The 20,413-nt window shown below is 73.0% G+C and carries 19 protein-coding genes; 15 read left to right on the top strand and 4 right to left on the bottom strand.

The window, feature by feature from the left end; all coding sequences use genetic code 11:
- Positions 1–19: 19 nt before the first annotated feature.
- The 6 genes from ABD323_RS24765 (at position 20) to ABD323_RS24740 (ending at position 6,271) form a co-directional block, all read left to right on the top strand.
- The gene (locus tag ABD323_RS24765) at positions 20–829 is read left to right on the top strand and encodes a class I SAM-dependent methyltransferase (protein WP_344444138.1); all 810 of its coding nucleotides are present in this window, start codon (positions 20–22) and stop codon (positions 827–829) included.
- A gap of 751 nt (positions 830–1,580) precedes the next feature.
- Positions 1,581–2,054 carry a DIP1984 family protein gene (locus tag ABD323_RS24760; protein WP_344444137.1) on the top strand — a complete coding sequence of 158 codons (474 nt, stop codon included), beginning with the start codon at positions 1,581–1,583 and terminating at the stop codon, positions 2,052–2,054.
- Positions 2,055–2,370: 316 nt separating this feature from the next.
- Positions 2,371–3,312, top strand: a complete 942-nt coding sequence (locus ABD323_RS24755; RefSeq protein WP_344444136.1) for a GNAT family N-acetyltransferase — start codon at positions 2,371–2,373, stop codon at positions 3,310–3,312.
- A gap of 130 nt (positions 3,313–3,442) precedes the next feature.
- Positions 3,443–4,000 (top strand): GNAT family N-acetyltransferase, encoded by a 558-nt coding sequence (locus tag ABD323_RS24750; protein ID WP_344444135.1) that lies wholly within the window; start codon positions 3,443–3,445, stop codon positions 3,998–4,000.
- Positions 4,001–4,070: 70 nt separating this feature from the next.
- Positions 4,071–5,648, top strand: coding sequence for an ArnT family glycosyltransferase (locus ABD323_RS24745; RefSeq protein ID WP_344444134.1), 1,578 nt, complete (start codon positions 4,071–4,073; stop codon positions 5,646–5,648).
- A 98-nt stretch (positions 5,649–5,746) separates the two neighbouring features.
- Positions 5,747–6,271 (top strand): pyridoxamine 5'-phosphate oxidase family protein, encoded by a 525-nt coding sequence (locus ABD323_RS24740; protein ID WP_344444133.1) that lies wholly within the window; start codon positions 5,747–5,749, stop codon positions 6,269–6,271.
- On the opposite strand, the gene ABD323_RS24735 is transcribed toward ABD323_RS24740, so the two are convergent.
- Positions 6,238–6,618, bottom strand: coding sequence for a hypothetical protein (locus tag ABD323_RS24735; RefSeq protein WP_344444132.1), 381 nt, complete (start codon positions 6,616–6,618; stop codon positions 6,238–6,240). The two genes, ABD323_RS24740 and ABD323_RS24735, sit on opposite strands and share 34 nt — an antisense overlap.
- A gap of 1,205 nt (positions 6,619–7,823) precedes the next feature.
- On the opposite strand from ABD323_RS24735, the gene ABD323_RS24730 reads away from it, so the two are divergent.
- The 6 genes from ABD323_RS24730 to ABD323_RS24705 are packed head-to-tail and all read left to right on the top strand — an operon-like array spanning position 7,824 to position 14,920.
- On the top strand, positions 7,824–8,900 hold the full coding sequence (locus ABD323_RS24730) for an ATP-grasp domain-containing protein (RefSeq protein ID WP_344444131.1): 1,077 nt from the start codon (positions 7,824–7,826) through the stop codon (positions 8,898–8,900).
- Entirely contained in the window at positions 8,897–10,123 is a 1,227-nt protein-coding gene (locus tag ABD323_RS24725) for a phenylacetate--CoA ligase family protein (RefSeq protein ID WP_344444130.1), read from the top strand. The genes ABD323_RS24730 and ABD323_RS24725 overlap by 4 nt, the downstream gene beginning before the upstream one ends.
- A complete protein-coding gene (locus ABD323_RS24720) occupies positions 10,120–11,448 on the top strand; it encodes an MFS transporter (protein ID WP_344444128.1) in 1,329 nt (442 codons plus the stop codon). The genes ABD323_RS24725 and ABD323_RS24720 overlap by 4 nt, the downstream gene beginning before the upstream one ends.
- Positions 11,445–12,332: an SDR family NAD(P)-dependent oxidoreductase gene (locus tag ABD323_RS24715; RefSeq protein WP_344444127.1), complete on the top strand. Its 888-nt coding sequence runs from the start codon at positions 11,445–11,447 to the stop codon at positions 12,330–12,332. Before ABD323_RS24720 ends, ABD323_RS24715 begins: the two co-directional genes overlap by 4 nt.
- A 15-nt stretch (positions 12,333–12,347) precedes the next feature.
- Positions 12,348–13,604 carry an AMP-binding protein gene (locus ABD323_RS24710; protein ID WP_344444126.1) on the top strand — a complete coding sequence of 419 codons (1,257 nt, stop codon included), beginning with the start codon at positions 12,348–12,350 and terminating at the stop codon, positions 13,602–13,604.
- A gap of 59 nt (positions 13,605–13,663) precedes the next feature.
- A complete protein-coding gene (locus ABD323_RS24705) occupies positions 13,664–14,920 on the top strand; it encodes a phenylacetate--CoA ligase family protein (protein ID WP_344444125.1) in 1,257 nt (418 codons plus the stop codon).
- A gap of 82 nt (positions 14,921–15,002) precedes the next feature.
- Here the strand turns inward: ABD323_RS24705 and ABD323_RS24700 are convergent, their stop codons facing one another.
- Positions 15,003–15,635 (bottom strand): TetR/AcrR family transcriptional regulator, encoded by a 633-nt coding sequence (locus ABD323_RS24700; RefSeq protein ID WP_344444124.1) that lies wholly within the window; start codon positions 15,633–15,635, stop codon positions 15,003–15,005.
- 150 nt (positions 15,636–15,785) lie between these two features.
- Here ABD323_RS24700 and ABD323_RS24695 point away from each other — a divergent pair, with 150 nt between their 5' ends.
- Both ABD323_RS24695 and ABD323_RS24690 read left to right on the top strand, forming a co-directional pair.
- A complete protein-coding gene (locus ABD323_RS24695) occupies positions 15,786–16,184 on the top strand; it encodes an ACT domain-containing protein (RefSeq protein ID WP_344444123.1) in 399 nt (132 codons plus the stop codon).
- Positions 16,185–16,325: 141 nt separating this feature from the next.
- Positions 16,326–17,390, top strand: a complete 1,065-nt coding sequence (locus ABD323_RS24690) for a lytic transglycosylase domain-containing protein (protein ID WP_344444122.1) — start codon at positions 16,326–16,328, stop codon at positions 17,388–17,390.
- A 52-nt stretch (positions 17,391–17,442) separates the two neighbouring features.
- On the opposite strand, the gene ABD323_RS24685 is transcribed toward ABD323_RS24690, so the two are convergent.
- Entirely contained in the window at positions 17,443–18,921 is a 1,479-nt protein-coding gene (locus ABD323_RS24685; RefSeq protein WP_344444121.1) for a DUF2079 domain-containing protein, read from the bottom strand.
- Between the two features lie 141 nt (positions 18,922–19,062).
- Here ABD323_RS24685 and hemC point away from each other — a divergent pair, with 141 nt between their 5' ends.
- Positions 19,063–20,115 (top strand): hydroxymethylbilane synthase, encoded by a 1,053-nt coding sequence (hemC, locus tag ABD323_RS24680; protein ID WP_344444120.1) that lies wholly within the window; start codon positions 19,063–19,065, stop codon positions 20,113–20,115.
- Positions 20,116–20,140: 25 nt separating this feature from the next.
- Here hemC and ABD323_RS24675 read toward each other — a convergent pair.
- The coding region (locus tag ABD323_RS24675; protein WP_425556141.1) for a DUF3761 domain-containing protein at positions 20,141–20,413 on the bottom strand (273 nt) is incomplete at its 5' end.

The raw sequence follows: 20,413 nt of genomic DNA, 5'->3' as shown, positions 1-20,413 counted from the left end.
ACGGTGGGAGATTGGAGGAGTGAAGCCTCCGCCCGGTGGATTGTTCGCCTCGACGGTGCCGTACTACGCGAGGTTCCGGCCCGCGTACGATCCCCGTCTGTTCGCTCTCCTCGGCCAGCGTTTCTCTCTCGATGGCTCCCAGCGGGTGCTGGATCTGGGGGCGGGCAGCGGAGCTCTCACGTTGCCGCTGGCGCCGCTCCTACGAGAGGTGATTGCCGTCGATCCGGAGCCTGAAATGATCGCCGAGGGGCGTCGTCTTGCCACCCAGGCACGGGTGAGCGGCATCGAATGGCGACTCGGGAGCTCTGACACGCTGCTCGCGATGGACGTGGGGCCAGTCCTGCTGACGGTGATGGGTGCCTCGTTCCACTGGACGGACCGGGAACGGCTGCTGCGCGACCTGGACACCCTTATCGAACCCGAGGGCGCGGTGGTGCTGGCGACCTGCGGAGCCCAGCACGACGACCTTGAACCGCCGCCCTGGCTGGCCGTGGTCGAGCAGGTCCGCCGTCGCCATCTGGGCCCCGAACGTTTTCGGGGCTCCGGGCCGGCCGGGTATCCCGATGTGCGGCACCAGGAGGTCCTGCTCCGCTCGCCGTTCTCCCGGGTCGAGGAGATTCACTGGGACCGGACGGTCAGCCGCAGCGTGGACGAGGTCGTTGGGCTTCAGCTCTCCTACAGCTTCACCAGCCCGGCCGCACTCGGCCCCGGCCGGGCGGCCTTCGAACGTGACCTCCGACAGGCCCTGAACGCCTTCGGTCCCGTCGGCGGATTGTTTGACGAGCGTGTCCGCACCGAGGCTGTTATCGCCGCCCGGCTCCCGGGGTGAGCTGGGCCATCCCTAGGTGGGCTCTGTACTCCTGACCTGCGGCGGTCCATCTTCGCTGTCACGAACTGCGTTCAGTCCACCTTCGACGGCAAGCGGTCCAGGTTCGCTGTCACAGGTCACGCACCGTCCTGTGCCGGCGAACCCGGACCGGTTGGCGCCGGAGCCGGACAGCCCGCCGGCGGTGATCCCCGCACCGACATCTGACAGGCCGTCCCATGAGCAGGAAGGACGCGCACGAGAGTCCGACAGGCGGCTGCGTCGGCCCCCTGACCAGCAGTGATCCCAGCGGGTGGCTCTCGCGTGGCACCGCTGGGAGCAGGTTGCGCGGATGCTGGTGGCGATCAGACCCCCGCCGGCGCCGATGTGGTACCGACAGGTACTCCTCCGAACGGACGAACCGTTGCGAGCGCAGAGGCGTCCAGGGACGTGAGGACAGCACGCGGCCGGGCCACTCGCTACGCCGGTGGGACTACGGCGGCGCGTTCGTCGAGAAGATCGAACACGGCTCCGGCGGCGCCGCGACACTGACCGTCGGGTTCTTCACCAAGGACATCTTCCGGGGCTCGTAGGACGTGCCGCTTCGCGTGCGGCAGTGGGCCGACCGCCGCCGCACGCGAAGCGGTCACCACAAGGCCCCACCGTCCTCTCCCGACGAAGGCCGGTCCCCTCGCCCCCGCCCCGCGAACCGGGCCGTCGGGCGTCGACGTGCATACTTGCCGGACGATCACGAGGGACGTGGGGGGATGACGCGGTGAAACTGGCTGAAGCGCTCGCGGAGCGTGCGGCCTCGGTGCGGCGGGTGGAGCAGTTGCGGGCGCGCGTCGTCGGCAGCGCCCGCTACCAGGAGGGCGAGGAGCCGGCCGAGAACGCGGCGGAGGTCCTGGCCCAGGCCGGAGAGGTGCTGGACGAGCTGGAGCGGCTGATCCGCCAGATCAACCGGACCAACTCCACCGCGGTCCTCGAGGGCGGCGGCACCCTGACCGACGCCCTCGCCCGCCGGGACGTCCTGCGGCTGCGCCACTCGGTGCTCACGACGGCCGCCGACGCCGCCTCCGGACGTGACCAGCGCGGAGCCGTCCGGCAGATGAGGTCCGAACTGCGGATCCTCTCCGCCCTGCCGGTCGCCGAACTCCGGGCCCAGGCGGACGTGCTGGCCAAGGAGATCCGCGAGGTGGACACCGTGATCCAGCGCACCAACTGGGAGATCGACCTGATCGAGGACTGAACCCACCAGCTGGGTGTGGGACAGCAGGTAGTCGTCACGGAGGCGTGCACACACCGCGGGTCGGCGGTTTATCCGGCCTCGGTGCGTGAAGAGCAACGCAGGGGTTCAATTCCCCACCGACAACGCAGCTCAGCACCGCGTACAGGTGACAGCGCACACCGCACAGCACACCACCACGTGCAGATCCGGACGACGAGGGCGGGAACGGGGCGCCCCACACCCGGTGCGAGGGCCGTGCACACCAGCACGGCCCTCGCACCACTCCACCCCGGAGGCACTCGAGAAGCGCCATGCGCACCTGTGTGATCATCACCAGATGATCTTCCGCGACGCCACCGCAGACCCCTCGGACCTCGAGCGCGCGGCCGCCTACCCGGCCGATGGTCCCGTCCCCGCCCTGAGCGCCGAGAAGGTCCGTGAGGAGTTCGCCGAGAACCGGATGCGCCCTGCGTGGACCTGGTTCGCCGAGGACGGGGACGGCGACATCCTTGCCCGCGCCCTGTGGTGGGGCCGTGCCGACAGCGCGCGGCCCATCGCGCTCGACTGCCTTCAGGTGCGGGCGGGCGTGGCCGACCCGGCCGGCGTGGCCGCCGGGCTGCTCGCGGCCGGCCACGCCTCCTTCGGCAACCTCCCGGGCTACACCGTCCCGCTGCCGCGCGGATGGCGCGCCGCGCCGCCGCTGGCCGAGGCGGTCGCCTGGCGCCGGGAGGCCGCGCACCGGACCGGCCTGACGCGCGAGATCGAGAGGCTGCGCTACGAGTGGACGCCGCAGGCCGGGACCGCCGAGCCCACCGGGCGGTTGGCCTTCCGGGAGGGCACCGACGAGGAGTTCCTGGACGCCTTCGTCCGCCTGTCGCACGGCAGCCTCGATCTGGCCACGCGGAACGAGCTGCTCAGCAGGGATGCCGAGCAACTGGCCCGTGAGGATTTCGACTTCTACCTCGACTGCCCCGGCGAGCGCTCCTGGTGGCGGCTGGCCCATCTCCCGGACGGCACACTGGCCGGGATGGCGATCCCCTCGGCGACGCCCTACCACCGCAACGTGGGCTACCTGGGCGTCGTACCGGAACAGCGCGGGCGGGGCCTGATCGACGAGATCCTGGCCGAGATCACCCGCTTCCATGCGGCGGCGGGCGCCGAGCGCGTCACCGCGACCACGGACACCGTCAACGTCCCGATGGCCGCCGCCTTCGACCGTGCCGGCTACCAGGTGACGGAGATCCGTCTCGTCCTGGAAAGCCCCTCCGAACTGCGCTGAGATCAGGGCACAGACGCAACTGACATCCCGTCGGAGCGCGTCCCGAGGAGTGGTGACGTCAGAAGTCGTCACCCCCGCAGGGGCCGTACCGGGGGCGAACCGGGTGGCCCGGAGGATCAGGAGCCGTTCCATGTCGGATGAGATCACCGCGCACCCCGTCGCCTGGCCGCCCGCCCCGATCAGCACGGAGCGGCTCGTGCTCCGCGAGACCGAGGCCCGGGACCGTGCGGCGCTGATCGACCTGGCGGCCTCGCCGGAGGTGGGCAGCTACGTCGGCGGCGCCCGGTCGCGCGACGAGCTCGAGCGGGCGATGCCCGAGGTGCCCGGGCAGCGGTTCGGCTTCTTCGCGGTGGAGCTGGACGGCGCGACGATCGGCATGATCACGCTCGACCGGCGCGACCCGGAGCGCAAGGGGCACATCCGTCCGGACGGCGGGGAGCCCGAACTCGGCTACATGTTCCTGCCGCACGCGTGGGGTCACGGGTACGCCACCGAGGCCTGCGCGGCGGCCCTCGACTGGTTCGCCGACGGGCACCCCGGTGAGCCGGTGGTGCTCTCCAGCCAGACCGCCAACCAGGCCTCGATGCGCGTGGCCGCGAAGCTGGGGTTCACCGAGGTGGAGCGGTTCGAGGACTACGGCGCCGAGCAGTGGCTCGGCGTGTGGTCGCCGGGCACGCCGTCCCGCTGAACCCCGCCGGCGGAAGCAGTCCTCGTCCGCTCTCTTCTCCGGCCCCGGCCCGGGCGGTCAGAATGCGGGCATGCGCATACGGGGGGAAGCAGGGGCAGGGGGCCCGGAGCCGTTCGCGGCCGGGCCGGTGTGGGGGATCGCGGCCGCGGCCGCGGCGTTGCTGATCGCGCTGGCGGGCCGCTACGGCTTCCACCGCGACGAGCTGTACTTCCTGCTCGCGGGTCGCCATCCGGCCTGGGGCTATCCCGACCAACCACCGCTCACCCCGCTGCTGGCCCGCCTCGGCGCGGAGCTCTTCGGCGCCACCCCGACCGGGGTCCGGATCCTGCCGGCGCTGCTCTCGGCGGTCTCGATCGCGCTCACCGCGTCCATCGCCCGCGAGCTGGGCGCCGGGCGCGGCGGGCAGGTGCTCGCGGCCGGGGCGGCGGCCTGCTCGGGCTTCCTGCTGGGCAACGGCCACCTGCTCTCCACCACCACCTTCGACCTGACGGCGTGGCTGACGATCATCCTGCTGACGCTCCGCCTGCTGCGCGCCGGCGAGGACGGGCAAGGAGGGCGGACGTCGACACCGGATCAGGAGCGCCCGGAGGCGAACCGAGCCGGCATCCGGTGGCCGCTGCTCGGCGCGGTGGTCGGGGTCGCGCTGCTGAACAAGCTGCTGGTGCTCGGGCTGCTCGCGGTGCTGGCGGCGGGCGCGCTGACGGCCGGGCCGCGCGGCCTCCACCTGCCGCGGCCCCTCCCCCGGCCCCGCGCGCTGCTGGGGCCGCTGACCGCGCTGCTCGCCGCACTCCCGTTCGCGCTGCCCGTCCTGTGGTGGCAGGCCGCGCACGGCTGGCCCGAGCTGACGGTCGCCCGGGGGATCAGCTCCGCCGGCGGAGCGGGCGGGCGGCTGCTGGTCCTCCCGATGCAGCTGCTCCAGTTCTCCCCGGTGCTGGCGCCCCTGTGGCTGACCGGGCTGAGCCGGCTGCTGCGCCGGCCCGAGCTGCGCTGGGCCCGACCGGTCGCGGTGGCCTGGGTGGCGCTCTGCGTGTTGGTGATCGTGAGCGGCGGCAAGGCGTACTACCCGATGCCGCTGCTGTACGCGCTCGCCGCGGCCGGCTGCGAGCCGTACGCCCGCTGGGCCCGCGGGCACCGCGCCCGACTGCTCGGCGCACTGCTCGCGGCCCTGCTCACCAGCGCGCTCGCCGCCCTTCCGGTACTGCCCGCCTCGGCGCTGGCCGTACCGATGACCGTCGACCCCGACCTCGGCGAGGAGGTCGGCTGGCCGGAGCTCACGCGTGCCACCGCCACGGGCTGGGCGGCGATCCCGGCCGAGCAGCGGGCCGGCGCCGTGCTGCTGACCGCGAACTACGGCGAGGCCGGCGCACTCGCCCGGTACGGGCCCGCCCTCGGCCTGCCGACCCCGTACTCCGGCCACCAGGGACTGTCCGCCTGGGGCCCGCCACCGGCCACCGCGACGGGACCGGTGCTGCTCGTCCACCCGGCGGGCTACCCGCAGCTGGAGGAGCACTTCACGGGCTGCCACGTCGTCGCGCGCGTCGACAACGGGCACGGCACGGCGAACCAGGAGCAGCACGCGGCCGTGCTGCTCTGCGCGGCGCCGGACCGGCCGTGGACGGCCCTGTGGCCGCTCCTGCGCCGGTACTGAGCACCTCACGCGGGCGTCGGGCATCCGTGAGACGCTGAGAATCGGGCCGGCCGCGGCCCGGGACGACCGGCGGCGGCCTCGCGAAGGGGTGATGCGCGGTGACCGGTAGGGAACCCGTCGAAGCGACCAATCTCGACCGCTACGACCACCCGGCCCTGCTGTGGAGCAGGGCCGACGAGGCCTTGGGCGCCGCCATGCCGAGCCCGGCCGTCACGGCCTTCCTCGGCACGGTCCGCCCGGACGGGCGTCCGTGCTCCGCGGGCGTGGGGGCGGTCTGGCTCGACACCGACCTGTACTTCACCAGCAGCCCCGACGCGCGCAAGGCCCGCAACCTGGCGGCGAATCCGGCCTGCACCTTCTCGGTGCGGCTGGAGGGCATCGACGTCGTGGCCGAGGGCGAGGCCACCCGGGTCACCGACCAGGACACCCTGCGCAGGATCGCGGCCATCTACCAGGAGGCGGGTTGGCCCGCCAAGGTGGAGGGCGGCGCCTTCACCGCACCGTTCAGCGCCCCCAGCGCCGGCCCGCCCCCCTGGCAGCTGTACCGCCTGCGGATCGCCACGCTCTTCGGCGTCGCCACCGCCGAGCCCTACGGCGCGACCCGCTGGCGCTTCGAGCCCTGAGCGCACCGCAGGGCGGTGGGCGCGATCGGATCGGTCGACCCGACCGGCTCGGCCGTCATGCCTATCAAGGCCCGAATCGCCCTTATCGGAAGCGCCGTGGCGAGCGGCGGCCAAAGCCGGGCCACGGGCCGGCCGTGATCGTCGAAGATCGTCGGGCGTCGGCGCACGCCGTGGCGGTCGGGGTGATTCGGAGATGGTGACAGGTGTGCGGCTACCGGCCACCACGTCATCGGCACAACGTCTTTACCGCGGCCGCCGGTGACCGACGTCCGGTTACCGGTCAGCGGCCGGATCACCGACTTCTTCCGCCGATCGAACGCCCGATCCAGTGCCAGGTGGATTTCCACCGACCGTGCACGGCGGCCGATTGATCCGGCGGCCGCGTTCCGTCGACCGCACCGGCGCCGCGCGACCCGCTCTTCGCCCCACCGGGCCCCGGGGGCGCGGGCGGGACCGGACAACTCCCGCGCCGGCGCCTTCCGCAGGCAATCGCCGAGCGCGCGAAACCGCCGCGGCGCCACATCCACCCGCACCTTCGACGGGGACCCTCTCCCGCCAATTCCCATGCCTGGACGGACCCACGGGGAAATGTGACCGAAGGAGACGATCGGCACCCGCTCCGAAGAGCTTCCCTGACGGCTCATCACATCATTCGAGCACGGAGCGCACTGGCCGCGGAGAAATCCGCAACTTCCCACCAGGCCGCCCGATCCACCACCTCCCCCAATCAACCACCGCACACGAATGGGAGAATCGGAGCAGCCGCCCCCAACTCCCGCCTCCCCAGCCATTCCCGGCAGTACCGCGCCCGGTCGCCGCGAGGGCCGCGCACCGGCGGCGCCACAGGTCGGGCCGCCACCCCACCCGCGCCACAGGGCTCGCGCCGCGGCCGCCGGCGGTCGGCGCACCGCCCACCGGCTCGCCGTTTGTCGCATGCTCACGACATAAATCATCAAGTCGGCCGGAGGGCACCGCACCCCGCCGGGACCGGGTGCCGGCGGGGGTCGACTCACCCTCCGGGTACCGCCACCCCGGATGGCCGCAACCGCGCCACAACCGGGCCGCAACCGCGCCCCGACTCGTCCGCCGCAGTCGCCGATCGCACCCCGGGCCGGTCGGCCGGGAGGCGTGCTTCCGCGGCTCCGGGACCGTCCGCCCGTCACCCGGTGTTCCGGTTCCGGGTCCGCCGTCACACAAAAGCGACTGCCTCTCACCCATTTGACGTGGCAGTGGACCGGCTCGGCACGATCCACAGCGGGGTTGACGAATAGTCACGTGAATTCCGGAGCATTGACATGACTCGACACCGTTGCCAGAGTTGGCCCGGTCCGGAGCGCGCTGGTGCGACCCTGCCGGCCGACCCTCCTGCGACGCACCCGAGCCATGGCGGAGAACCGAACCCGGATGAGCCCCGAAACCGATGCGACGGACCGGTCCCGTACCGGGTCGGCGACCGCCGTCGGCGGCGCGGGGTCCGGCGGTGCAGGGGTGGTCGGCGACTGCGGCGCCACGCTCGCCGACCGGCCTTGACCACTTCCCTGTGAGGATCACGATGACCATACCCACGCCGGGCGAAGGCGCCGGTTCGACGACGGCGACCACGGCCGCGGGCGGCCCGCTGCGCCGCATGTGCTGGATCTTTCCCGACCGGGAGTCGACCCGCACGGGCGCGATGTGGCAGCACTACTTCTGGGACCTCTACGCGGAGGTCGCCCAGGAGTTGGGGATGAGCTGGACCCGGCACTCGCCCGACGCGGTGACGGTGGACGGCACGGTCCGCGGCAAGCCGCTGGTCTACGTGGACGACGAGTTGGTCGACCCGCAGGACACCCTCTTCATCACCGCGCTCTACTCGCTGCCCTACCAGTCGATGGACATCTTCAACCAGTACGCGCTGTACGCCGTGCTCGAACAGGCCGGGTTCTACCTGCCGTTCCCGCCGCTGATGTCGCTGATCGGCAACGACAAGCTGGCCACCATCCTGCACCTCGACGGCTCCCCGGTGCCCCCGATCCCCTCCATCCGGATCGGCTCGGGCCGCGACGTCGGCAAGCACCTCTACGAGGTCGCGCTGGCGAACATGACCTACCCGGCCATCGTCAAGCCGGCCGGCTGGTGCGGCGGCGGCGGGATCAACCTGGCCCGCAGCTCCGAGGACATCCGGGGCCTGGCCAGCCTGGCGCAGGGCGGCGACACCACCCTGGTGATCCAGCCCTACCTCGGCGACGGCACGGTCGACTACCGGGTGTACGTCATCGACGGCAAGCCGTACGCCGTGCTGAAGCGGACCCCGGAGGCCGGCTCGCCGGTGGCCAACGCCTCGCGCGGCGGCACCATGGAGTTCGCCGAGATCCCGGACGAACTGGCCGCGGCGACCGCCTACTTCGCCGAGAAGATGCCGATCCCGTTCTTCTGCATCGACTTCCTCTTCGACGGCGAGCGGTACTGGTTCTCCGAGCTCGAGCCGGACGGCGTGATCGCCCCGGACTTCGACGACCCGAACCGCTCGCTCCAACGCGACATCACCCGGGCCCGGTTCACCGCCTACCGGGACGCGCACGCACAGTGGCTGGCCAACACCCCCGGCACCGCCGCGCTCACCCTCACCCCAGGGACGGAAACGAGATGACCGAGTTGTTCTCGCTCTCGCCGGAGGCGGCCGAGCCGCATCTGCGCGTCGCCCAGCGCTCGTTGGAACGGCTGCGGACCGTGCCCGCGCTGGCCGGGCGCTACACCGACCACGACAAGACGCTCACCCTCGACGACGTCGCCGCGCTGCCGCCGCTGATGAAGGACGACCTCAACGTCGCGCTGGCGCACCTGCAGCCCAAGGCCGAACGGAGCGCCACCTGGCTCTTCCAGAGCGGCGGCAGCACCGGCGCGCCCAAGGTCGGCTACGCGCCCACCGGCTTCTACATGGCCGGCGTCCACGCGCACTGGCAGCCGCTGGACCGCGACGACGTCTTCGTCAACGTCTGGGGCGCCGGCCGGATGTGGGGCGCGCACTTCCTCGCCGCCGCGCTGGCCGACCTGTCCGGCTGCCAGATCATCGCGCTGGGCTCGGTCACCAAGGACGAGTACGCCGACTGGCTGGCGTTCTTCGCCGCGCGCGAGGTGACCGCGATCGGCGGCACCCCGAGCGTGCTGCGGCTCTGGTTCGCGGCCGCCCGCGCGGCCGGGCTGCAACTCCCGGCCCTGCGCAAGGTGCTGTGGCTGGGCGAGGCCTGGCAGAGCCAGCTGGAGGAGGACATGGCGGTGGTCGCGCCGAACGCGCGCCGCTGGGGCATGTTCGGCTCCACCGAGACCTGGGTCGTCGGCACCAACACCCCCGACTGCCCGGACGACACCTTCCACACCCTGCCCGAGCAGCTGGTGCACGTCGGCCCGGGCGAGTTGCTGGACTTCACCACGCTCAACCCGGAGATGCTGAACCCGGTGCTGCGCTACCAGACCGGCGACGCCGGGCGGTTGGTGAGCTGCCCGTGCGGGCGCCCCGGCGTGGCGATGCAGGTGCTGGGCCGCCGCGACAGCGTCGTGCAGGTGCGCGGCCTGGGGCTGCACGTGGACGACATCATCGCGCAGGTCGAGCGGGAGCCGGGCGTCTCGCGGGCGCAGATCCTGATCACCGAACAGCGCGGCCGCGTCGCCACGGTGGACGTCCTGCTGCTGACCGCCCAGGGCGCCGAGGTGGACGTCGAGCGGCTGCGCCGGGAGCTGCTCTCGGCGACCTTCACGCTCAGCACCGGATTCGTGCACGACCCGGAGTCCGTCCAGGTCCGCGCGGTGGACGCGCTGATCAGCAACGACCGGACCGGCAAGACCTCCAACTTCGTCATACGGGAGGAGTCGTGAAGCTTCGACTCCCGCAGGACATGGGCCGCGGGTTCAACCTGCTCTGGTTCGGCAAGACCATCAGCACGACCGGCGACCGGGTCACCGTGTTCGTGGTGCCGACCCTGATGATCTTCGTGCTGCACGCCAGCGCCCTGCAGGTCGGCATCGTCTCGATGGCCCAGTACCTGGGCATCCCGCTGCTGGGGCCGATCGCCGGTGTGCTGGTCGACCGGTGGGACAAGCGCTGGACGCTACTGGTCTGCGACCTGCTGCGGCTGGTGGCGGTGGCGGTCATCCCGCTGGCCTACTGGCAGGGTTGGCTCTCCACGCCGCTGCTCTTCGGCTGCGTGGCGGTGATCAGCGGCGCGACCATCTTCTTCAACGTCGGCTACCTGGTGGCCGTCCCCGCGGTCGTGACCGAGAAGCACCTGCTGCGCGCGTACTCCCGCCTGGAGGGCAGCGGTTCGGTCTCCGAGGTGGCCGGGCCCTCGATCGCGGCCGGGCTCTACAGCGCCTTCGGCGTGGCCGCCCTGCTCGTGGACGCGGCCAGCTACCTGGTCTCGGCCGTCTGCTTCAAGTTCATGACGCCCTGGGGCGAGAAGACCGTGATGACCGGCTCGGTCTGGGAGCGGCTGACCCTGGGCTTCCGGCTCAACTGGGCCGACCCCGTGCTGCGGCGCGTGGTGGTGGCCGCGGTGACGCTCAACTGCGGCGGGCCGATCTTCGTCACCGTGCTGCCGATCCTCGGCTACCGCGGCCTGCACATGTCGGTGGGCACCTTCGGTGCGGCCATGTCGGTGGCGGCCGTCGGCGCGCTGATCGGCGCCGTGGTCGCCCCCAGGATCAGCGACCGGCTCGGCACCGGCCGCACGCTGGCCTGGGCGCTGCTGCTGCACTGCACGATCGCGCTGGGCGTGCTCGCCGCGCCCGCGCTCCCCGCCGGGGCGGTGATCGCCGTGACGATGGGCTTCTACGGCTTCTTCATGTCGTGCATCAACGTCTGCAGCGCGCCCATCCGGCAGTCCCGGATGACCGCCCAGAACCAGGGCGTGATGCACGCCGCGTTCCGGACCGCGACCTGGGGCGTGATCCCGGTGGCCGCCTTCGTCGGCGGCCTGGCCGTCACGCTGCTGACCGGCTCGCTGGGCATCCTCGACGCGGCGCGGGTCGTGATGGCCGGCGGCACGCTGCTGGCGGCCTGCTCGTTCCTGCCGGCGGTGCGGATCCAGCCGCTGCTCGACGCGGCCCAGCGCCAGCGCGAGCAGGCGGCGGACACCGAGGTGCCCGCGGGCACCGAGCCGACCGCGGGCACCGAGGCGGAACTGGCGGACAGCACATCATGACAGCGACCGAAGAAACGACCGCCCGGCCGGGCGTCGTCCTGATCACCGGGACGTCCTCGGGCATCGGCCTGGCCACCGCGGTCGCCGCCGCCCGGGCCGGATTCACGACGGTGGCCACCATGCGCTCGCTCGACCGGGCGCAGCCGCTGCTCGACGCGGCACGCGACGCCGGCGTCACCGTGGACCTGCGCCGACTCGACGTCACCGACGCCGAGTCCGTCACCGGCTGCGTCAAGGACGTGGAGCAGGCGTACGGGCGGCTGGACGCGGTGGTCAACAACGCCGGCATCTCCAACTTCGACCCGACGCTGGAGATGTCGACGATGGACGCGCTGCGGGCGAACCTGGAGGTGAACTTCTTCGGTGTCATCGCGGTGAGCCGGGCCGCGATGCCGCTGCTGCGGGCCGCGCGCGGGCGCCTGGTCACCATCGGCAGCGTGCACGGAGTCGTCGGCCAGCCGTTCAACGAGGCCTACAGCGCGGCGAAGTTCGCCGTCGAGGGCTTCATGGAGAGCCTGGCCCCGGTCGCCGGGGCGCACGGGGTGAAGGTGTCCATCGTGGTGCCCGGCTTCGTGTCGGACACCTCCTTCGGGGTCTTCCCGGACATCAACCGGGCCACCGTCCAGGCCGCCTCCGGCCCCTACGCCCCGACCTTCGGCGACTACATCGACTGGGTCCGCGGCCAGGGGTGGGAGGCCGCCGGGCAGGTGTCCCGGGAGGTGGCCGAGGTCGTGCTGCGGACCCTGACCGAGGAGCGGCCGGCCTTCCGGGTCCCGGCCAACCGGTGGGCCGCGGAGTACCTGGAGCACAAGCTCGCCGACCAGGACGGCTCGACCGTGCAGACGCTCGCCCGCACCTGGATCGGGCGCCCCGACCCCTCGTAGAGAGCAGGAGAAGCAGTGCCCGCCAAATCGCTTCAGGACCTGGTCGACCACGCCCGCAGGAACTCGCCGTTCTACGCCGAGGCGTACCGCGACGTGCCGCAGACGATCGCGGACATCACCCAGCTCCCCATCATCGACCAGGACGCCTACTGGGCGGCGAACACCTGGCCGGACAACCGGCTGCTGACCGGACCGCTGACCGACGCCGGCGTCTACAAGACCGGCGGCACCACCGGCTCCCCCAAGCTCTCCTTCTGGTCGCGCTCGGAACACGCCGACTCGGTGAGCGCGTTCGGCGCGGGCATCGTCCAGGCCGGGCTCAAGGCGGGTCACCGGGTGGCCAACCTGTTCTGGGCCGGGGAGCTCTACGGCGGCTTCCTCTACATCGAGCACTCGCTGCACCACGCCCCGGTGGAGAACGTCCGGCTGCCGGTCGGCGCCGCCACCACCAACGAGTACGTCGCCGACCTGATCACCAACTTCGGCGTGCACGTGCTGGCCGGCGTGCCGATGAAGCTGGCCGCGGTGGCCGAGTGCCTCATCCAGCGCGGCGAGGTCGCCGACTCGGTGGAACTGCTGCTCTTCGGCGGCGACCTGCTCTTCGACGACCTGCGTCCGATGCTCGCCCGGGCCTTCCCCAAGGCGGCCGTCTCCTCGATCGGGTACGCCTCGATCGACGCCGGCCTGGTGGCGGCCCCGGTGCCCGGCGACGACGTCCGGGTCCACGAGGCCTTCCCGAACCGCACGTTGGTCGAGATCGTCGACGACGAGACCGGTGAGCCGATCACCGCGGTGGGCGTGCCGGGCCGGGTGCTGGTCACCAACCTGTTCCGCACCCTGATGCCGGTGCTGCGCTACCCGGCCGGCGACCGCGCCGAGTGGGTCGACCCGGAGCGCGGGCGGTTCCGGCTGGTCGGCCGCTCCACCGAGGGCGGCCGGGTCGGCATGATCGCGATGCCGATCGAGGACACCCGCGCGATCCTGATCGGCGCGGACCCGGACCAGCACATCGCCGGAATGCAGATGGTGCACCGGCGTTGGGACGGCAAGGACGGTCTCGTCCTGCGCCTGGGCTACCTGGAGGAGCCCCCGGCGGACCTCAGCGAGCGGCTCGTCGAGGCCGTCTACGCCGCCCGCCCGGTCTTCCCGGCCGAGGCCGGGGCCGGCGCCATCCACCACCTCGTCATCGAGTGGGTGCCGCGCGCCGAGCTGGTCACCAACCCGCGCACCGGCAAGCTCGTGCAGGTCCTGGACGAGCGCCCGCCGGCCTGACCCACCCGGCCCCGACCCGCCGGCCCCAGGGCCCCGGCACGACAAGCACAGGAGAAGCAGTGCCCGCACTACCGCTGCAAGCGCTGGTCGACCACGCCCGGACGCACTCGCCGTTCTACGCCGAGCTGTACCGCGAGGTACCGCGGACGATCTCGCACCTCACCGAGTTGCCCGTGATCGACCAGGGCGCCTTCTGGGCGGCGAACACCTGGCCGGACAACCGGCTGCTGACCGGCCCGCTGACCGACGCCGGCGTCTACAAGACCGGCGGCACCACCGGGGTCCCCAAGTTCTCCCCCTGGTCGCGCTCCGAACACGCCGACTCGGTGACCGCGTTCGGCGCGGGCATCGTCCAGGCCGGCCTACGGGCCGGCCACCGGGTGGCGAACCTGTTCTGCGCCGGCGAGCTCTACGGCGGCTTCCTCTACATCGAGAACGCCCTGCACCACGCGCCGGTGGAGAACGTCCGGCTGCCGGTCGGCGGCACCACCACCAACGAGTACGTCGCGGACCTGATCGCGGGCTTCGGCGTGCACGTGCTGGCCGGCGAGCCGATGAAGCTGGCGGCGGTGGCCGAGTGCCTCGTGCAGCGCGGCGAGGTCGCCGACTCGGTCGAACTGCTGCTCTTCGGCGGCGACCTGCTCTTCGCCGACCTGCGCCCGGTGCTCTCCCGGGCCTTTCCCAAGGCGGCCGTCTCCTCGATCGGTTTCGCCTCGATCGACGCCGGCCTGGTCGGGGCCCCGGTGCCCGGCGACGACGTCCGGGTCCACGAGGCCTTCCCGAACCGCACGGTCGTCGAGCTGATCGACGAGGTGACCGGCGAGCCGATCACCACCGCGGGGGTACCCGGCCGCGTGGTGGTCACCAACCTGTTCCGCACCCTGATGCCGATCCTGCGCTACCCGACCGGCGACCGCGCCGAGTGGGTCGACCCCGCGCGCCAGCGCTTCCGGCTGCTGGGCCGCACCACCGAGGGGGCCCGGGTCGGCACGGTGGCGATGCCGACCGAGGAGATCCGCTCGGTGCTCATCGAGGCGGACCCGCAGCGGTACATGGCCGGCATGCAGCTGGTGCAGCGCCGCTGGGACGGCAGGGACGGCCTGATCGTGCGCCTGGGCTACCTGGAGGAGCCCCCGGCGGAGCTGAGCGAGCGACTCGTCGAGGCCCTGTACACGGCACGGCCGCTCTACCCGGAGGAGGTGGCGCTCGGCACCATCCACCACCTCACCATCGAGTGGGTGCCGCGCGCCGAGCTGGTCACCAACCCGCGTACCGGCAAGCTCCAGCAGGTCCTGGACGAGCGCCCGTCGGCCTGACCCGCCTCACCCGCCCCACCCACCTGACCCGGCCGCTCCCCGAGCGGTCGGGTCAGGTCGCGTTCGGTCCGGCCCGGCCCGGCTACCCGGGCTGGACCACCGGGATCACCGGGGCCGCCGGCGCGGCCGGGGCCACCGGGGCCGCCGGGGCGCCGAGCAGGGCGAGCAGCCCCTCCACGGCCTGGTCGAAGGGCGCCGTGTCACCGGCGGCGCGGGCCAGCACGTAACCGCCCTGGAGCACCGCGACGATGGTGGCGGCCGTGGTCGCCGGGTCCACCGCCGCGCCGCCGCCCGCACCCCCGCGGACCCCGCCGTCCTCGGCCAGCAGCTCGGCGAGCCGCGAGCGCAGCCAGCCGAAGGTCTCCTCGACCGGCCGGCGCAGCTGCGGGTCGGCCATCACGTCGGGGTCCTGGGTCAGCCGGCCCACCGGGCAGCCCCGCAGCACGTCCCGCTCGCGCCGCAGGTACCCGGCGATCCGCTCGATCGGCGTGCCCGGCCCGCTGAACTGCGCCTCGGCCTTGGCCCTCGTCTCCTCGGCGGTGCGGCTGATCGCGGCCAGCGCCAGGTCCGGCTTGCCGCTGAAGTGGTGGTACATGCTGCCCTGGCCGGCCCCGGCGTGCTGCTGGATGGCCTTGGGGCTGGTCCCGACGTAGCCCCGCTCCCAGAGCAGTTCGCGGGTGCTCTCGATGAGGCGGTCCTGCGTGCTGGTACTCATCCCACGAATGTACAAACCAGTAGGCACAGCCGGCAACCGAACCCCACCCCCGAACGCCGTCTCCGCCACCGCCCCCGGCCGCCGCGACGCGCCGCGCCGACGATCCGCCGGACGTCCGGACACCCGCGGGCGCCGGTTACGGTGGCGGGCATGGCTGGTGAAACGGACCTTCGGAAACTGCTCGCTGACATGCGCCCGGTGCTCAACCCGGGCCGCTTCGTCTACTGCACCTTCACCGGACGGGCCCCCGCCGGGCTGCGGCCGGTGGCGACGGTGGCCGAACCGGAGGGGCTGACCGCCGTCCTGGAGCAGGAGGAGGCCGACGCGCTCGGTCTCTCCTACGACTACGTCGCCGCCTGGATCACGCTGCGGATCCACTCGGCGCTCTCGGCGGTCGGCCTGACGGCGGCGGTGGCCGGGCGGCTCACCGAGCACGGGATCAGCTGCAACGTGGTGGCCGGCTTCCACCACGACCACCTCTTCGTCACGGCCGACGACGCCGAGCGCGCGGTGCGGGCGCTGGAGGAACTGGCCGCCGAGAGCAGCTGAGCGGCCGCACCGCCTCAGCCGCACCGCCCGACCCCGCCGCCCGGCCCATTGCGCCGCACGACCCGCCCCCGCCCCTGGACCGCGAGAGTCCGCTGAGTAGACTGCGGCTCTTTGTGTGATGACACCAACGGGGGCGGAACCATGCAGATCACCATGCGCCACAAGGCCGCGGCCGGGCTGATATCCGTGGCGGCGGCCGGGGCGCTGACGGCCTACGCGCTGTCCGGCTCCGACGCGCACAGCACCGCGGACGTCAAGACCGTCACCGTCGCCGACGCACCCAGCAGCTCCACGGACGCGTCCGGCACGGCGACGAGCCCCGGCCCGAGCGACTCCCCGAGCAGCTCGCCGAGCCCGTCCGCGAGTGCCTCGCCCAGCGCCTCCGCGAGCGCCTCCGCCTCGCACAGCGCCGGCCGCAGCCCGTCCCCCAGCGCCTCGTCAAGCGCGTCCCACAAGGCGAGCCCCGGCCCCACCGGTGGCTCCCCGACCGCCCCGGCGAACCCGGCGCAGCCCGCCCCCACCAGCGCCAAGCCGCAGGCCGCCGTCACGGCCGCCCCCGCGCCGACCGCCAAGCCGGGCCCGGTCGCCCCGCCGCCGCCCTCGACGCCGCCGCAGACCCCGCCGCTGCAGAGCAGCTGCAAGCCCAGCTACCCGACCCCGAACGCCGCCCAGGCGGACGTGGCGACCGCGCTGACCACCGCCGCCGGCAAGGCCCGCACCCTGACCCTGGGCAGCGGCGGCACCGACAAGCTGCCGCCGCTGCCCGTCGCACTGGTGAAGGCGATCGGCTGGCAGGAGAGCGGCTGGCAGTCGGGCATCCTGGCCTGCGACGGCGGCATCGGCACCATGCAGATCATGCCGGCCACCGCGACCTGGATGAACGGCAAGTTCGGCACCAAGAACGACGTGCAGACGCTGGCCGGCAACACCGACCTGGGCGCCGAGCTGCTGGACGAACTGGTCGCCTACTACGGCGACTCCGACTTCGGCGGCAACTACGACCTCGCGCCCGACCCGGTCACCGGCAAGAACCCGCTGCTCGACCTGGTGATCGCGGCCTACAACGCGGGCGCCGGCAACGTGCACTACACCACCGTCACCGACCCGGCCACCGGGGTCACCACCGGCACCTCGGTGATCCCCAACCCCGGGTACGTCTCCAACGTCAAGGCCCTGATGACCAGTTGCCCCTGCCTGAAGGGCTGACCGACCCGCCGACCGGCCTGCGGGCCGACCCGCCGACCGACCCGCGCCCCGGCTACGGCTGGCGCTGCAGCACCACGACCTGCTGCTTGTCGAAGACCACCGCGTAGGACGAACCCGGGTGCAGCGCCGCGCCGTAGGCCGCCAGGTCGCTCGGGGCGCCGTCCCAGCCGGCCAGGTCCACGCAGAGGTAGTCCGGCGCCACCGGTTTGCTGCCGCCCAGCCAGTAGACGTCGTCCCGGGCGGCCAGCCGGGCCAGCGGCGCCATCGAGGACTCCACCCGCACCCCGGGCGGGATGGTGGCGATCGCCTCGCGCAGCGCCGCCGCGTGCGCACCGCCGCGCCAGGCCGCCGGGTCGGACAGGCCACCGAGCCCCACCGGCAGGCTCACCGTGCAGGCCAGCGCGATCGCCGGGACGGCCGGCACCAGCCCTTCGGCGAAGGCCCGCAGGCCCGGCCGCACCCGCGGCGACTCCCGCAGCCGGCGCACCGCGTCGACCAGCGCGAGGAACAGGACCGGCATCAGGGTCGCGTTGTAGTGCCAGTCCGGTCCCCAGAACATCGGGTTGGACGAGCCGAACCGCCAGGCCAGGGTGGGCAGCGTCAGGATCACCAGCGGCGAGCGCACCGCGACGAAGCCGACCACCAGCAGCAGCCAGCCGACCGTCTTCCAGACCGCCAGCCGGGTGAAGGCCCCGCTGACCACCTGCCACAGGTGCGGGTGGGTGCCGCCCGGCAACTTGGTCCAGTAGTCGAACTGGTGGTGCGGGTTGAAGTGCGGGATCAGCACCACCACCGTGAGCAGGGTGAAGGCCAGCCCGAACAGCACCAGCACCGCGCCGGTGTAGTAGCGCCGGCCCGCCAGCACCAGCAGCACCCCGGCGGCGGCCACGGTCAGCCCCAGGTCCTCCTTGACCAGCACCAGCGGCAGCGCCCACCAGGCGGCCCGCTCCCAGCGGCCGAGCAGCACCTGGCGGCAGACCAGGGCGAGCAGCGGCACGGCGAACGCGATCTCGTGGAACTCGGCGTCCACCGCGCGCTGCACGCCCCAGGAGAGGCCGTAGCCGATGCCGATCAGCAGGCCGTGGCTGGTCCGGCCGAGCACCCGTCCCGCGGTGGCCGACACCACGCCGACCGACCAGGCGAAGAGCACGGCCTGCGCGACCAGCAGGGTCGCCGCGGACGGGACCAGCCAGAAGAACGGCGCCAGCACCGCGACGATCGGGGACCAGTGGTCGCCCAGCGCGTTGAAGCCCGGGCCCTTGATGGAGAGGTTCGGGGCGCCGAAGTGCGCGTAGCCCTTGACCGCCTCGGTGAAGATGCCCAGGTCCCAGGAGGGTGAGCCGAACCGCTCGTAGCGGACCATCGCGAGCAGGCAGTAGGCGGCGCAGAACGCGAGGGCCAGCGCGATGTGCGCACCGTACCCGTCGAATCCGGCCAGACCGTTCGCCCTCGCGGCGCGGGCGGCGCGGGCCGCCCGGCCCCAGGCGGGGACCCGCTGGACCGGGATCGCGCTCTCACGTGTCTCGGCCATGACCCGCTTCCCTGAGCTGCCGCCCCCGTGCGATTGACGTGCGAATGGTGCACGCTACCGCGAGATGCCTCGAACGCCACAGCCACCGGCTCGACGCGCACTCAACTTCTCCCGGATGGCTGACGCCCTATCGTGGTCGCCATGTCGTCGTCGTCTTCGCCTTCGTCACCCTCGTCGCCCTCGTCTGCCTCGTCCCGCGACGCCTCCACCTCCGCCTCCGCCTCCGCCTCCGCTGCCGCTGCCGCGCAGGAGTCCTCACCGCCGCTGCCCTCGCTGATCCGGATCGTCTCCCGCTCCTCGCCGATGGCGCTGGCCCAGGTGGAGCGGGTGCGCGCCGAGCTGGCGCTGCTGCACCCCGGGATCCGCACCGAGGTCGTTCCCGTCACCACCGCCGGTGACCGCTGGACCGGGGCGCTCTCCGCGCTGGGCGGCAAGGGCGCCTTCACCAAGGAGGTGGACGCCGCCCTGCTGGCCGGCGAGGCCGACCTCGCCGTGCACTGCGTCAAGGACGTGCCCGCCGACCGCCCGCTGCCGGCCGGCACGCTGTTCGCGGCCTTCCTGCGCCGCGACGACGTGCGCGACGCCCTGGTGCACCCCGGCGGCCGGTCGCTGGACCAGTTGCCCGCCGGGACCAGGATCGGCACCTCGTCGGTGCGCCGGATCGCCCAACTGGCCGTCACTCACCCGCACTTGGATTGCGTCCCGTTCCGTGGCAACGCCAACCGGCGGCTGGAGAAGCTGGCCGCCGGCGAGGCCGACGCGCTGCTGCTGGCCGTCTCCGGACTGGAGCGGATCGGCGAGCAGGACCGGATCACCGAGATCCTCAGCGTGGAGGCGATGTGCCCGCCGATCGGCGCCGGCGTACTGGCGCTGCAGTGCCGCGAGGACGACACCGCGACCAGCGCGGCCGTCGCCGGCCTGAACGACCCCGACGCCTGGCGCGAGACCACCGCCGAGCGGATGTTCCTGCACGTGCTGCAGGGCCACTGCAACAGCCCGATCGCCGGCTTCGCCCGCGCCGAGCGGGACGGCCGGCTCTCGCTGCGCGGCCGGGTCTTCTCGCCGGACGGCAAGACGGTCCTGGACGCGCACGAGTGGGCCGGCCCGCTGGACCCGGCCACCCTGGGCACCTCGGTCGCCGTCGCCCTGTTGCGGCAGGGGGCCCGGGAGCTGATCGACAGCATCCCGCACTGACGGCGGACCGCGCCGGCGCCCGGTCCTACTTGAACCAGTAGCGCACTCCGTGGTGCTGCGAGCAGGTGCCCTCGAAGTGCGCGGAGTCGGAGGCGGTGCCGTCCACGCACTGCGCCGTCTCGCCCGCGTGGGCCGGGGTGATGCCGTGGTCCCAGCCGCAACTGCCGACGGTGTGCGCGGCGCAGGTGCCACCGCCACCCGCGGCCGGCTGGGTCGGCGCCGGGGCCTCGGTGGACTGCTTGGGCTGCGGCGCCGCGGTGGTGTGCGCGGGGGTGGGCACGGTCGCGGGCTTCGTCGG

Origin of the sequence: Kitasatospora nipponensis (assembly GCF_039528135.1) — a bacterium.
Taxonomy (GTDB): domain Bacteria; phylum Actinomycetota; class Actinomycetes; order Streptomycetales; family Streptomycetaceae; genus Kitasatospora; species Kitasatospora nipponensis.
The sequence above is the reverse complement of the archived record's forward strand: the minus strand, read 5'-3'. Positions and strand labels throughout refer to the sequence as shown.

Bases quoted from the DNA above. Each gene is read 5' to 3' on its own strand.
- ABD323_RS24755 (WP_344444136.1), top strand. From the start codon at position 2,371: ATGATCTTCCGCGACGCCACCGCAGACCCCTCGGACCTCGAGCGCGCG.
- ABD323_RS24750 (WP_344444135.1), top strand. From the start codon at position 3,443: ATGTCGGATGAGATCACCGCGCACCCCGTCGCCTGGCCGCCCGCCCCG.
- ABD323_RS24745 (WP_344444134.1), top strand. From the start codon at position 4,071: ATGCGCATACGGGGGGAAGCAGGGGCAGGGGGCCCGGAGCCGTTCGCG.
- ABD323_RS24730 (WP_344444131.1), top strand. From the start codon at position 7,824: ATGACCATACCCACGCCGGGCGAAGGCGCCGGTTCGACGACGGCGACC.
- ABD323_RS24725 (WP_344444130.1), top strand. From the start codon at position 8,897: ATGACCGAGTTGTTCTCGCTCTCGCCGGAGGCGGCCGAGCCGCATCTG.
- ABD323_RS24715 (WP_344444127.1), top strand. From the start codon at position 11,445: ATGACAGCGACCGAAGAAACGACCGCCCGGCCGGGCGTCGTCCTGATC.
- ABD323_RS24700 (WP_344444124.1), bottom strand. From the start codon at position 15,635: ATGAGTACCAGCACGCAGGACCGCCTCATCGAGAGCACCCGCGAACTG.
- ABD323_RS24695 (WP_344444123.1), top strand. From the start codon at position 15,786: ATGGCTGGTGAAACGGACCTTCGGAAACTGCTCGCTGACATGCGCCCG.
- ABD323_RS24690 (WP_344444122.1), top strand. From the start codon at position 16,326: ATGCAGATCACCATGCGCCACAAGGCCGCGGCCGGGCTGATATCCGTG.
- ABD323_RS24685 (WP_344444121.1), bottom strand. From the start codon at position 18,921: ATGGCCGAGACACGTGAGAGCGCGATCCCGGTCCAGCGGGTCCCCGCC.
- hemC (WP_344444120.1), top strand. From the start codon at position 19,063: ATGTCGTCGTCGTCTTCGCCTTCGTCACCCTCGTCGCCCTCGTCTGCC.